Source organism: Draconibacterium orientale, from assembly GCF_900111425.1.
GTDB lineage: Bacteria > Bacteroidota > Bacteroidia > Bacteroidales > Prolixibacteraceae > Draconibacterium > Draconibacterium orientale.
The window spans coordinates 1-12,676 of the sequence record NZ_FOHT01000057.1 but is presented as its reverse complement, the minus strand read 5'-3'; the positions used below and the strand labels follow the sequence as shown (position 1 = coordinate 12,676).

General features: G+C 40.8%; 11 protein-coding genes. All 11 read right to left on the bottom strand.

Going from position 1 to position 12,676, the window contains the following annotated elements; translation table 11 throughout:
- Positions 1 to 143: 143 nt before the first annotated feature.
- A complete protein-coding gene (locus BMW53_RS19890; RefSeq protein ID WP_038555148.1) occupies positions 144 to 797 on the bottom strand; it encodes a response regulator transcription factor in 654 nt (217 codons plus the stop codon).
- A gap of 9 nt (positions 798 to 806) precedes the next feature.
- Positions 807 to 2,045 carry a sensor histidine kinase gene (locus tag BMW53_RS19885; RefSeq protein ID WP_038555145.1) on the bottom strand — a complete coding sequence of 413 codons (1,239 nt, stop codon included), beginning with the start codon at positions 2,043 to 2,045 and terminating at the stop codon, positions 807 to 809.
- Positions 2,046 to 2,269: 224 nt separating this feature from the next.
- On the bottom strand, positions 2,270 to 2,740 hold the full coding sequence (locus BMW53_RS19880; protein WP_051567548.1) for an ATP synthase subunit C-like protein: 471 nt from the start codon (positions 2,738 to 2,740) through the stop codon (positions 2,270 to 2,272).
- 25 nt (positions 2,741 to 2,765) lie between these two features.
- Positions 2,766 to 4,598 carry a V-type ATP synthase subunit I gene (locus BMW53_RS19875; protein ID WP_051567547.1) on the bottom strand — a complete coding sequence of 611 codons (1,833 nt, stop codon included), beginning with the start codon at positions 4,596 to 4,598 and terminating at the stop codon, positions 2,766 to 2,768.
- Positions 4,595 to 5,203, bottom strand: coding sequence for a V-type ATP synthase subunit D (locus BMW53_RS19870; protein WP_038555142.1), 609 nt, complete (start codon positions 5,201 to 5,203; stop codon positions 4,595 to 4,597). The genes BMW53_RS19875 and BMW53_RS19870 overlap by 4 nt, the downstream gene beginning before the upstream one ends.
- The gene (locus BMW53_RS19865) at positions 5,203 to 5,691 is read right to left on the bottom strand and encodes a DUF2764 family protein (protein WP_168136381.1); all 489 of its coding nucleotides are present in this window, start codon (positions 5,689 to 5,691) and stop codon (positions 5,203 to 5,205) included. The genes BMW53_RS19870 and BMW53_RS19865 overlap by 1 nt, the downstream gene beginning before the upstream one ends.
- Before the next feature lie 11 nt (positions 5,692 to 5,702).
- The gene (locus BMW53_RS19860; protein WP_038555136.1) at positions 5,703 to 6,308 is read right to left on the bottom strand and encodes a hypothetical protein; all 606 of its coding nucleotides are present in this window, start codon (positions 6,306 to 6,308) and stop codon (positions 5,703 to 5,705) included.
- A gap of 19 nt (positions 6,309 to 6,327) precedes the next feature.
- Positions 6,328 to 7,632 carry a V-type ATP synthase subunit B gene (locus tag BMW53_RS19855; protein ID WP_038555133.1) on the bottom strand — a complete coding sequence of 435 codons (1,305 nt, stop codon included), beginning with the start codon at positions 7,630 to 7,632 and terminating at the stop codon, positions 6,328 to 6,330.
- Entirely contained in the window at positions 7,629 to 9,401 is a 1,773-nt protein-coding gene (locus BMW53_RS19850; protein ID WP_038555132.1) for a V-type ATP synthase subunit A, read from the bottom strand. Before BMW53_RS19850 ends, BMW53_RS19855 begins: the two co-directional genes overlap by 4 nt.
- 400 nt (positions 9,402 to 9,801) lie before the next feature.
- Entirely contained in the window at positions 9,802 to 10,671 is an 870-nt protein-coding gene (locus tag BMW53_RS19845; RefSeq protein WP_038555129.1) for a universal stress protein, read from the bottom strand.
- A 35-nt stretch (positions 10,672 to 10,706) separates the two neighbouring features.
- A complete protein-coding gene (locus BMW53_RS19840) occupies positions 10,707 to 11,456 on the bottom strand; it encodes a putative universal stress family protein (RefSeq protein ID WP_038555127.1) in 750 nt (249 codons plus the stop codon).
- Positions 11,457 to 12,676: the final 1,220 nt, after the last annotated feature.

Here is a 12,676-nt window from a genome sequence, read left to right as displayed (position 1 = left end):
AAGGAACCGCCGTATACGAGAACCGTACGTACGGTGGTGTGAGAGGTCGGAAAATAAAGTAGGAGGAAAACTATTTTATTTTCCTCCTACTCGATTTCAGAAGTTTGCACTATCCGTTTTTTGTTGAATGTAAAAACGAGCTGTTACAACGAAATAAGCTGGTTTTTAAACGCGTAAATAACCAGGTTAACGGTGTTAAAAGTTTCGGTTTTTTGGAAGAGGTTGCTTTTGTGTTTTTCTACTGTTTTAGGGCTTAAATGAATGAGTTCAGCAATTTGCTCATTGTTTAGCCCTTTACAAATCAGGTTCAGGATCTCTTTTTCGCGCGGAGTAAATTTATCAAGTAATTGTTCGCCCGATTTGCGCTCTTTTTCTTTATACAAATTGCGCGATATTACTTTTATAATTTCCGCAGAAAAGTAGCTTCCGCCGTCGGCAACTTTTTTTATGGCTTTTTCAAAATCTTCAATATCCGAGCGTTTTAGCATGTAGCCTTCAACGCCGGCCGATATCATCTGCTCAATATATTCATCGTCGGCAAACGATGTTAGTGCAATAACTTTTAGCTCAGGATATTTTTGCAGGGCTAATTTTGTAGCTTCAATGCCATTCATTTTTGGCATGTTAATATCCATTAAAACAATGTCGGGTTTTACATTGTCAATCAATTCCAGAAACTCTTCTCCATTTGCTGCTTCGCCAACAACCGATACAAAATCGAAATTGCTTAACAATAGTATCAAACCATCTCTAAAAATTTTGTGGTCGTCAACAATTATAATGTTTGTGTTCTCCATTTTCGTGAATTATATCGTGAAACTTAGCTTTATTTCAACTCCCTTTCCTTCGCCTGTGTTAATCTCGTATTTGCCTCCAAACGATTCAATACGATTAATAATGTTTCGCAAACCCATTTTTTCCTCGTCTGATGTGTGAATAAGTTCAGGGCTAAAACCAATACCGTTGTCGCGATACAATATAACTACAGTCTTCTTGATTTGTTGAATGTCGAAAAATAATTTCGATGCGTTGGCGTGTTTAAGGGTGTTATTTATTAATTCGTTGCAAATACGATAAACGTTTAGTTCCATGTTCGGATCTAAGGTTATCTCCGGATTTGTTGAGTTAACAACACAGTAAACTTGTCCCGTGTCATTTATTTTGTCGCACAGAATTTCCAGCGATTTCAGTAACCCATATTTGTTTAATATTGATGGGTTAAGGTTGTTTATTGTGGCTTCCAGGTTTTCCAGCGCAATTCCCGATAATTCTTTAACCTGGATAAGGCTTTTGTTTTCCTTGTTATGGGTACAATCTTTTTCGATTAATTTTATAAAAAGAGCAATGCTCGACAGAATGGAACCCAGTCCATCGTGCAGATCAGCTGCTATTCGTTTACGTTCTTTATATTCCACTTCAAGCGCCCGGAGTGCCTGTTGTTTTTCAATCGTGTTATACGAATTTATTATTCGGTAAATTAAAAATATACATACCAATAACAGAAAAAAGGTTAACAGCACGAGGGTAAATACCCGTTGTCTGAATTCGTTATTTTCGTGTAAAATGTACTCATGAATGGTTCTGTCCAGTTCCTGGTAAGCCAGTTGAAAATCACGATATTCAGTTAAAATTGCCACGTTAAAATTTTCTGCATTATTTTGAAGTGATGCTGCTACTTTGTTTTGTAATTTATTAACGTGACTATCCACTTGTTCAAGTGAATTTCGAAGGTATTCCTCGCGGCTACCTTTATATTTTTCAGAAATTAGTGAATCGAGTGAAATTGTGTACCTGCTGGTTTTTGTAAAACAATTTAAAATCGTTGTTTTTTTGAGGGAGTCGTTTAACAAAAAGTAGTCATCCAGAAATATCCGGCTGTGTGATATTTCGAGGTCGATGTTTTTCGAAAGTTCAAGTAATGAAAGGTGTTCGCGGTCGAGACGCAAACTTTTTATGGAGGTGTAAATAATTCCGGTACAGGTTATTGTTGTAAAGATGATAATGGCCAGTAAGACCCTTCCTCGAAATAGTATTTTTAAACTCATTTAGTAAATTCAACGATTTCTTTTGCTAAAGATATTCAATTGTATTTACATTCTGGAATAAAAAAGGCTATCTAAAAAGTTCCTGCTTCGTCATCCTGAACTTGTTTCAGGATCTTTCCGGCTTTTGAATTCAATTTTGCCAGATCCTGAAATAAAATTCAGAATGACGTTATAGCTTACTTTTCAGACATCCTCATATTTTTTGGTAGTCCGATCTCCGCGTATTAAGCGCCCGGAATGCCTCCCATACCAAATACCATGGACAGAAGTGCAACCGTTTCGATGATACCCATAGCACCGATGTACATACCTGCACCTTGTTTATCATCAACAGCTAAGTTGGCACAAGCGGCAGCACCAACACGTCCCTGCATAATTGCGGAGGCTGCAATGGCGATACCTATAAAAAATGCCCAAATCATTTGGTTGGTGTAACTGTCAGGACTCAGGTTTGCACCGATCATCGCATTCATAAAAATCATACCATAAATTACCTGGCTTAATGGCATACCTACCATCGCCAAAGCCAGCGACGGAAGTTTCTTTTTATCTCTGATCGATTGTTTCCAAAGCCCTAAAGCTCCCATGCCTGCAATACCGGTTCCAATTGCGGAACCTACACCTGCAATACCCAGTGCAATAGCGTGCCCGCCAAAGCCTGTAACTGTTGTTGCTAAAATTGTTGTTAACGTCATTTTTATACTATTTTAAAGATTTCTATTATTTGTTGTCCTTCAAATTGAAGGGTTTATATTCACTTCCTGAAAACTCAACTTCGGCGTGGCCGGCATATTCGAGCATATTTAAACGCACGCCATGAACCAGCACGGCCATTGCTGCCAGAATCATATTTAATCCGTGTCCGAGGATTAAAACCAGAACAGCTCCAATTCCGGAAGCCACGGTTGTTATGCCGTCGCCAATCGCCATTTGGTTAAAACTTGCCGCCATTAACACCGTTGACAGACCAACTGCATAAAGCCGGATGTACGAAATAATGTCGGAAAAACCGTTGATTATACTCAGTGGCAAATTTCCGATGGATGAAAGCATGCCTTTAAAGAAGCTTGTTCCCGGTTTTGAGAATGAAGCCACAAGCACTGCGCCACCAACAAACAGCCAGACCATTAATGCCGGAGCTTCAATGCCCAGCACCATTTGGTTTACAATGAGGTACAATCCCCAGATAATGGCTATCCAGCCGAATTGCGCAATCGCTCTTACGCTGTTATTAAATTTCCATGCTACCTGCAGGTGCCCAACGGTAAGGTGAACAGCTCCGATAAGGAACATGATTTTCTGTATAATCAGGTTGTCGCCACCAAAGCTGGCCAGTGCGTCAATTTTTAAGCTGCGCAGTACCGGTAGTTCAGCAATTGCTTCCGAGCCGAAATAGGTTCCGGTTAACACACCCCAAAACATAATCGACACCGAAAGGGTATAGATCAAGCCAAACTCAATTTGCTTGGCAAATTTTTTCTTTCGGTGCGCCAGAAATGTGATCAGCAGGAAAACCAGTCCGTAGCCGGCGTCTCCCACCAAAATTCCGGTAAAAAAGGTAAAGAATACCATAAATACCCTGGAAACATCCATTTCCTTGTAGCCGGGAACCAGTCCCATAAAATCCATAACCGGCTGAATTCGCTGCGCCCATTTTGGCGTTCGCACAAGGGTAGGGACCTCTTCCATTTCTTCCGGTAAAGGATCCTCGATAATATACCCCCAATGGCGCTTTTCCGCCGTTTCAATGAACTCGTCAACGTGTTCCAGCGGAATAAAACCTTTCCAAAAACGAACGTGTTTATCCACGGCCAAACCACCAAATTGCACATTGCGAACATCGTAACGGCGCAGGCGTTCTTTTAACCCGTCTTCTAACACGGCCTTTTGTTCGCGCAATTGAAGTAAAAACTCCTTGTTGCTTGCCAGATCCTTGTTGGTTGTTGCTAATAATTCTTTTGCGTTTTCCAACTCGTTTTGTGGAAAAGGTAGCGCTTCCAAATCCAAGAGTCGCTCACCGGCATCTTTCGTCAGTAAAATAACCTGGTTCAGCTCGTTTTGCTTGCCAACTACCTGTATGTCTTCGCGATCGGAAATTTTCTTTAATTCCCTGTCGTCGAGCAGGTATGTTTTAATATAAATTCCCTTTTCGTTAAGGTCTTTTATATCTTTTAGCGTAATATTTCCCCAACGCTCAAACCAGGCGATATCGCTGGTTAAGTTGCGTTTCATATTTTTCAGTTCCTGACGATGATGTTCAGCATCCAGCACCGTTTCCATGAGGAAAACCGCACCTCTTTCCAGTTTCGAGTAGTCGGTAATTTCATCGTTTTTTACTCCGGTGTATTCCTCTTCATCGTAACGGTCGAGAACCGAAATGGCTTGCTGTAACTGTTTTATACGTGCATCAACCCGTTCAATCGATTCGTGTTTTGCCGGTTGTAACGGAGCGATGTGTATAACTCCGAGTTCTCCCAGAACGGTAAGTTCGGCATCAATATCATCGGCCGAGTCGGGCATAAACAGCATCAGTTTTTTCATTTCTGCTATCATAGGCTGCCCTCCTTTTGTTTGCTTGTTTTTACCACTTTTGCCGTTGCAATTGTAAGGCGTTCGTCGTCCTGCAGCTTCTGACCAATTTTACGAATGGCCAGTTTTGCATTCGGAATACGGCGATTCTCGAACAGTTTTACCCGTGCCCGTACATCCAATAGCTCCTCTTCCAAAAGCTCGATTTGTTCTTTCAAACATTCGATTTCGGCCAATAGTTGCAATTGTACCTGCATCAGTTCAATGGCATCGTCAACCCATAAAGGCGTTTCGTCGTTAACCGGCATTACATTAAAGTCAACCTTAACGAACTGTTGCACACGAACACCGGCCACATCAACGGTTTTGGTGATGATTTTATTCACCGAAATATATTCATCGATGTTCACCCATGAGTCACTCATTACGGCCGTCCATGGTTCTGCTGCCTTTCGGTTCTTTTCAATCTCTTCGCGAATCTGCTCAATCCGTTCAGCGATGGTATTAATGGTTGCCATCAACGATTTTTCCATCGCTTCAAACAAGGGCAGCATCCTTTCCGAAACCTTCAGAATTTTCTTCTGGCGGGCCCTTTCGGTTTTTGTATATTTTATTTTTATACCTGCCATTATTTGCCCTCCTTGTTTTTTCCCGGATTTACCACCGATGCCAGTACTTCGGCACCTTTGTTTTCGTCGAAGGAATACAATCTTTCCACCAGTTGAAGTTTTAGTTTATATACCAGAACTTCGGTTAGCGTGAATGTTTTTCCGGCTTCAATATCCTGCAGTTCTTCCCACTGCCACTGCAAAATATTCATCTCGCGCTCCATGGGGTTTCCGCGCAGCAACGAATTTGGCATCCGTTCCGGCTTCGGCTGACGATTTTGCGCTTTGGCCGCTCTAACTTCTGAAAGATCTTCCTTGATACTGTATAAAAGCGAGGAAATGCTTCTTACTCCAACTTTAGCATCCAATTTTTGAATATCAACCGATTGCAGCGCCTTAAAATGTCGTGCAGACAGCTGGCGTTTTGCGTCATCGTTAAATTCATCAATTGTAATCGGAGGTGCCTCTCCCAGGGACAACGATGGCAAACTGGTCATAAGATAAACCATGTTTGACATATTTAATCCTCCTTGCTTTTAATGATTCGGTCAACCAAATCCTTGTTGAGTAAGGAAAATAAACCGCTCTCAATTTCTTTTGAGCTGACCACGAAACTAATTCCGTCTTTGTCGGTCGATTTTACTTTTATTTTGGCTTTACTCGCCGAAAGTGGTTGCAACGTTACCTCTTCCTGAAGCGCTTCTTTCAGTAGAAATGCTTCCATTTCTTTATGCAACTCCGGCGGTACTTTTATCGATTTTTTTCCTGAAATGGAATCGATCACCACTTTTAGCAGTTCTTGCAGGTATTCTTCCTGGCGGAATAAAGTTTTGCACTCTTTGCCAAACACCTTTTTCAGGTGGTTTAAGATGGTGATTTTTGTGGCTTCAACCATATCGCGCGAAGCCTGTGCAATTGCTTTTTCTGCATTTTTTTCGGCTTGCGAAGCTTTCGTTTCGGCCTCTTCAACAATTTTTTTGCTGGTAGCTTTTGCTTCGGCAATCAGTTTCTCTGCTTCCTGCTTTGCATTTTCAATTATACGTTGTTTCTCTGCTTCGCCGGCATTAACACCCTGCTCTTTTAGTTTGGAAACAATTCCTTCCAGGTTTTCTTTATTTTTTGTCATCTCTTTTTCCGATTAGTGGTTAGTTCCAGTATTGCTCGATCAGTTTTTTGCTCAACCCTGTTTCGGTTGGCTCAAAATGTCGTTTTAAAATATCCCAGCATTTGTCTAATGCGGCTTCCAGCTCGATAGGTTCACCGAATGGCTCCTCCATATTTGCGATAAAATCTTCGCGGTAACGCAGTAGTTTTTGCGAGAATGTATCGTTTGCAGCACCAACTTCGGCTGCTTCGTACGCTTTTTCAGCATCGGCAAGCAACGAGGCCATCACTGTCATAATAGGGCGGTGGTCATCCCGGGTAGTGTCGTTAACCTGCTGCTTTAAACGCGACAGCGAACGTGCCAGTTTCAGCTTCCCGTTATCAAGGAAAAACTGTCCCTCGGTAATATAACCAGTGTTATCAGGAACCGGATCTTCAAGCGATTCGAGCGTTGTTGCCCCGATAATAGTGATCGAACCAGCGCCTTCAATGTCGGCAGCTACCTCGTAACGTTTGGCCAGTTCCGAATACAACGAACCCGGATAACCCTGCAACGAAGGAATCTGATCCTGGTAGTTGGCTACGTTACGCAAAATATTCGACCAGTTGGTCATGTCGGTTAACAGCACCAACACGTCTTTTCCCTGGTCGGCAAATTCGCGCGACACACTTAATGCCACATCGGGTAACATCAAACCTTTAATCTGCGAATCTCCGGCAAGGTGGGTAAACATGATCGTTTTATCGATATTACCCGATTGCGACAACTGCTCTTTGAAGTAGTGGTACTCGTCGAATTTCAAACCAATACCGGCAAAAATAATTACGTCGGCCTGTGCACCCTGTGCAATCTGCGAAAGCAGTCGGTTGTAAGGCTCGGTTGGGCCGGCAAAAATTGGAATCTTTTGCGATTTTACCAGCGTATTAAATACATCAATCATCGGAATACCTGTCCACAAAGGTTGCTTGGGAACCAAACGAACCGTTGGATTTAAAGTATCCAATCGTGTTGAAATTTGTTTCTCAAAAATAATTTCAGGACCACCGTCGGCCACATCGCCAATACCATCGAAGCTACGGCCCAGCATGTTGTACGAGAAACCTGCAGTTAACGGAACCTCGTGCATGCGAATTTTTGTTTGTGTGCTCAAGCCCTGCGTTCCGTTAAATACCTGGAAACGCGTTGAGTCTTCAGTAATATTAATGGCTTTGGCAAACGAAAGGCTTTGGTTGGTTCCGGCTTCCAGCAATTCTACCACGTGGTTGAGTGCCACACCCGGATTTCCTTCAACCGAAATCAGTGCTTTACCAACTTCGCTAATTCTGTTTATTTCTTTTCGTATCATAGTGTGTACTCTTCTTGTAAAATAAATTGTTCAACTTTTTCCGGAAGAACGGCCATTTCATCGATACTTTGAGCCGAAGTGTTCCAGTCTTTCCACCACTGGCGCAGTTCATCAAATTTTGCTTTTACCAGCTCTTTTACTTCTTCGTCTTCCTTGTCCTCCCGGGCAAAATTGATGGTACTATCGATAAGTTTCTGAACCGCTTCGTTAATAATGATCAGGCGTTCAGGCCGCGTACACGCATCCAGTTTGTGGAAAGCATTTTGCTGCATTACACAGAAATCGATGGTGAGCCCTTTTTGATAAAGTATATATTTTTCAACCGGAACCTTTTTCAAACCAATGGTACTGATGGTTTGGTCGATACCATTCGCCTCATAAAGCGTTTGCAGCATTTTATTGCGGTCGTCCCACGAAATAAAACTGTCGTACACCGACGAAGTATAAGAAAGCGGATCGATTGCCGGGTATTTCTTTGCATCGGCACGGTCTTGCGACAAGCCCCAGAAACCTCCGGTTGCATCCATTGTTGCCTGTGTTACCGGCTCCTGGAAGTTACCACCTGCCGGCGACACTGTTCCGATAAAAGTTAATGAGCCACCTGTTCCCTGATCGGCTCCGGCACGCTGGTACATTCCTTTAATCTGATCGGGGATATCCATTGGGAAAGCCTCCGGCCCGGGAATATCGCCCTGGCGGCCACTACGCTCGCGCAGTGCCTGTGCCCAACGCGAAGTTGAGTCGGCTAAAAGGACCACGTTGTAGCCCTGGTAGCGGTAATATTCGCCAACGGTTAGTGCAATAAATACACTGGCCTCACGCGCCGCAACAGGCATCGAACTGGTATTTCCGAAAATACACATCCGGTTCATCAGCGAGTCGCCGGTTGACGGATCTTCCAGCTCGGCAAAATCTTTAAACACCTCCACTGCCTCACCGGCGCGTTCGCCGCAGGCTGCCATAATAATAATATCAGCCAGAGCATATTTACACAACGAGTGCTGCAATACGGTTTTTCCGGCACCAAAAGGACCCGGGTTTCCCACTGTTCCGCCATAACTAACCGGTGCCAGCAAATCGATAACACGTACTCCGGTAGAAATGGTTTTGCTCGGAATAGCGCGTTCCTTAAATGGAATTGGCGATTTTACCGCCCATCGGAAAGCCAGTTTTAACTCGTGTTTTGTGTTCTGACTGTCGGAAATAACAGCAACTGTTTCGGTAATATTTACCTCGCTTTTTTCAATAATGCTTTCCACTTTGCATTTGCCAAAATTAAAAGGCACCAGAATGCTGTGGGTTAAACGTCCTTCAGGCACGGTACCGATGGCATCGCCACCCTTTACTTTGTCGCCAACAGCTACTGATGGCGTGAAGTCCCACAATTTTTCTTCATCAAGTGCCGGCGCTTTCATTCCGGGAACCAGGTAAGCATTCTGTTCGCCGAGTTTGTATAAGGGATTTTGCAGTCCGTCCCAAATACTGGTTAGCAACCCCGGACCCAAAAGTACCGATAAGGATTTGCCCGTAAATTCCACCTGATCGCCAATTTGAGCACCGGTTAAATCTTCAAAAACCTGCATTTCAACAATTCCCGCATCCGCATTTTTTGGATCGGGAATTATTTGTAATACTTCGGCTTGTAACGATTTACCATCTACTATAACATTGGCAGTTTCACCCATTATCACATTTCCGTAGAATCGTGCTTTCACTAACGAATCCTGAATGGCTATGAGCTTGCCTGTTCTTGTGTTATTATTATTCATTCGTTTATAATTGTTTTTATTTTAGGTAACCCATGCCTGCCTGCAGTAGGCAGGTAACTCGTATAATCATTTTCTTGCGTATTATCATGACTTTTTAGTATGCTCGTTTCCTGTTGTTTAAAAAAGAATGTCTAAAAATTCTTAATATACTTCGTTTCCAGATTATGATGCAATTGTGAATATTTATTTGTGCAATATTTTAATATATCTTAACGTTTTAAAGCATATTGTCAAACTGACACTTTTGCTTGCCGGCAATGTTTTTACTCAATAAAATACTTGATTGAGTAGGTAATTGAAGGCTGTTTTTTCTATCATTAATCAAAATTAAAAGTTCCGTAGTGTTAACGTTCAAACAGGTAATTGGTTGGCGGAATACGGACATTTTTCTTTATTTTTTTTACAAAAACAGCGAGTCAACAGGATTGGGCGTATAATTAACCGTAAAAACAGGCAATTTACTTCCATGAACAATCTCTGAAACAAATTTTCCGATGTTTGTATTGGAAAATATCGATTCCTGATGCGTACGGATGATCAATAGCTCGGGATTTTCTTCTTTAACGTAATCCAGAATAACCTGATGCGAATCCTGATTATATACTTTTAGTATTTTAATATCCGATTCAATGTCATGGTCGTGGAGTAACTTTTGTATTTTTTGAGCATTTTTCAGGGCAAGGCTTTTTTCCACATTAATGTTGGCTTTTAGCGCCGAAAGGATTGTAATTTTTGCGTTGTGCTTTTTCGCTAAAAATTGGGCCCACAAAAGCCTCTTTTTTGTCGATTGGGTGATATCGATTGGAATGGCAATATTTTTTATTTCCGGTACTCCAAAATCTTTATTAACCGTTAATACCGGGCATTTCGATAAGCTAATTAATTTATCGACTTCCTCTTTTGTTAAAGCTCCCGGATAATCGCTGTCGCTTTTATCAATAAGCAGGAACTCGAGGCTGTCGGTTTTCGATTTTTCCAGTAAAACTTCAACCGGATTACCGGCTCGTACCGAAATAACAACATTGTTTGGTAGCTCCTTGCCAATTACTTTCTTTACAAAGTTTGTTAATTCTTCTTTGGCCTTTTTAATGGCTAATTCAGTTTCTTTGGGCTGAAAATTTCGCTCAAAAAAACCGCGCTCTTCTATTACATTTAATATGGCAAGCTTTACCTCCAGGGTATTCTGCAGGTAAAGGGCTTCTTTTAAAACCGCCTCTCCTTCTTTATTTGGCGAAATAAGCGCCAAAATGCTATAATCTTTCTGTTTCATCGCTATTGTTTTATTCTGTCTGCTTTCCAAAAGTGTCAATCGTTTTCAATTACAATTAAATCGCGGTTTGTCTGATTCAGGTAATTGTTAATACCCTTACATTTTGTTTTATTTGATATTGTATTAAGCGTGATATCAATCCCCTCAAAATAGTTGTTGAAGTTTGATTTTACATTCTCGCTTATATGTTGGTTTTGTGTTTTTAGTACAAACAGTATTTCCAGGTTTGATTGGGTTTTTTTACATATTTCAATAAGCTGGTTGCGCAATTGCACCGATGGTTCTTTGTCGGGGTTTGCAACAAACAGTATTTTTTTCGTAGCGTCGCCTTCAAACCTTTCGGGTATAATAAACAGGGGATGTTTCGCGGTATCAATTATTTTCTCCAAACATCCGTTTTGTCTTTTGCACGAATCCTCGAAAGAGTTGTGTGTAGATAAAACAAGGTTGTGCTGCCCGTTAATAATTGGTTTAAAATTCAGTACCGAATTCAGTTCGCCTTCAACAGAAAGGGTGTTAATTTTTTGTTTTTCAATGTTAAAATGCTTTGTTAATCTGTTTTTTAAAGCTCGTAGTTCGTTTTTTGTAATTTTTCTCAAGTGATGGCTCAGTTTGCGCATCATTAAGTGTCCCCAGCCCGGATTCTGATAAGTTTGTAAAATAGTAACCGGTGATTTTTCTGTATAAAGAAATTGCATGGCAAACGAAGTAGCGTGCCAGCTTCCGTCCGAAAAATCTGCCAGTATTAATATTGAAGGTTGACTATTCATGGTTCTTACACTCATTTCCTTACATATTTTGTTTTTAACAAAATTACCATGGGCAAAGCAAAATAGTAACAGGCGAAAACCTACATCGCGAGAGGATAATGTCTAACAAAAGGTAGGGGAATTCCTACCATTGATGATGAGGTTTAACTCGTTTTGAGGAGATGAGGGGCCGATTAATTGCAGGTTTTTGGCGATATCGCGAAAATAGTTGATGCCGGAAGTGCCCTTGAAAAATTTAAACCCGAACTGTTGTAGGAAGTGGGAGTTGCTTCGGGTACGAACAATTTGATGTGTTATCTGGCTTAAAAGTAATGCTGTTTTCGGGTAATTTTTCAAACGGCCTCATTGCCCCTTGGGTGTGGCTTTTTAGTTCAAGTCAGGTAGGTTGTTTACGGTGTTTTAAATTCTGCACCAATGCTACAAACATATCATTGTCATGTTGTAAAGCATTAATTAAGTTCTGTTTATTTATTTTGGAATGTAGTATCTTTGTTAATAAGCGAACAGAACAGAACAGTACCAGTTGTGTAATAAATATTTTTTAAAACATATCTAACTTAAACTATTTATGAAAAAACACTGTGTATTCAAATCGTATTACTGACTACAAAATCTTGTATAAAATAAGTCAGAAAGAAAACTCCAGGTAGCAAGTTGAATTGATCCCATTTTGTTCAGATTTCAGCAAATAGTTCAAAATAAAGCCATGAATATTTTGCGTTAGAAATTTGTAAATAAATTAATACGATGATTTTATAAAAACAATTTTAATCGTATGAAAAACTGGATTTTTACATTTTGGGAATTATTACCATTCGCATTCTTAGCTTGTGTAAATCGTATCGATAAATCTGATTGTCTTAATAATTTGATAAGGAATTGCAGAGGGCCGCATATGAAGGCATAAATGCATATTTTTTGTCAACTGGAAGTATATCTTTTTTTTCTCCATAGGATAGGTTTTTAGATGGTATTAATTAAAAGATCCTCTTTTACATAGGGGGATCTTTAAACATAACCTGAAACAGTTGTTGGTAAAGACGATTTAAAACAATGTGTTAAATAATTTTTAAATATTATATGGCGCTAATAGCCAAACCCCGGTTGAAAGCAATATAAGCAAGGAAGTAAAAAGATAAGTTGAATATCCGTATTTAGTCATAGTCCAGTAATTCCAGCAATAACCAGCCTGTCAAAGAGTTTTTCTCCAAAATACCTCCGGTTTAGCTTGTAGA

What these genes read in the sequence shown, in the direction of transcription:
- BMW53_RS19890 (WP_038555148.1), bottom strand. Translation starts at nt 797, where the DNA reads ATGGAGAACACAAACATTATAATTGTTGACGACCACAAAATTTTTAGA.
- BMW53_RS19885 (WP_038555145.1), bottom strand. Translation starts at nt 2,045, where the DNA reads ATGAGTTTAAAAATACTATTTCGAGGAAGGGTCTTACTGGCCATTATC.
- BMW53_RS19880 (WP_051567548.1), bottom strand. Translation starts at nt 2,740, where the DNA reads ATGACGTTAACAACAATTTTAGCAACAACAGTTACAGGCTTTGGCGGG.
- BMW53_RS19875 (WP_051567547.1), bottom strand. Translation starts at nt 4,598, where the DNA reads ATGATAGCAGAAATGAAAAAACTGATGCTGTTTATGCCCGACTCGGCC.
- BMW53_RS19870 (WP_038555142.1), bottom strand. Translation starts at nt 5,203, where the DNA reads ATGGCAGGTATAAAAATAAAATATACAAAAACCGAAAGGGCCCGCCAG.
- BMW53_RS19865 (WP_168136381.1), bottom strand. Translation starts at nt 5,691, where the DNA reads ATGGTTTATCTTATGACCAGTTTGCCATCGTTGTCCCTGGGAGAGGCA.
- BMW53_RS19860 (WP_038555136.1), bottom strand. Translation starts at nt 6,308, where the DNA reads ATGACAAAAAATAAAGAAAACCTGGAAGGAATTGTTTCCAAACTAAAA.
- BMW53_RS19855 (WP_038555133.1), bottom strand. Translation starts at nt 7,632, where the DNA reads ATGATACGAAAAGAAATAAACAGAATTAGCGAAGTTGGTAAAGCACTG.
- BMW53_RS19850 (WP_038555132.1), bottom strand. Translation starts at nt 9,401, where the DNA reads ATGAATAATAATAACACAAGAACAGGCAAGCTCATAGCCATTCAGGAT.
- BMW53_RS19845 (WP_038555129.1), bottom strand. Translation starts at nt 10,671, where the DNA reads ATGAAACAGAAAGATTATAGCATTTTGGCGCTTATTTCGCCAAATAAA.
- BMW53_RS19840 (WP_038555127.1), bottom strand. Translation starts at nt 11,456, where the DNA reads ATGAGTGTAAGAACCATGAATAGTCAACCTTCAATATTAATACTGGCA.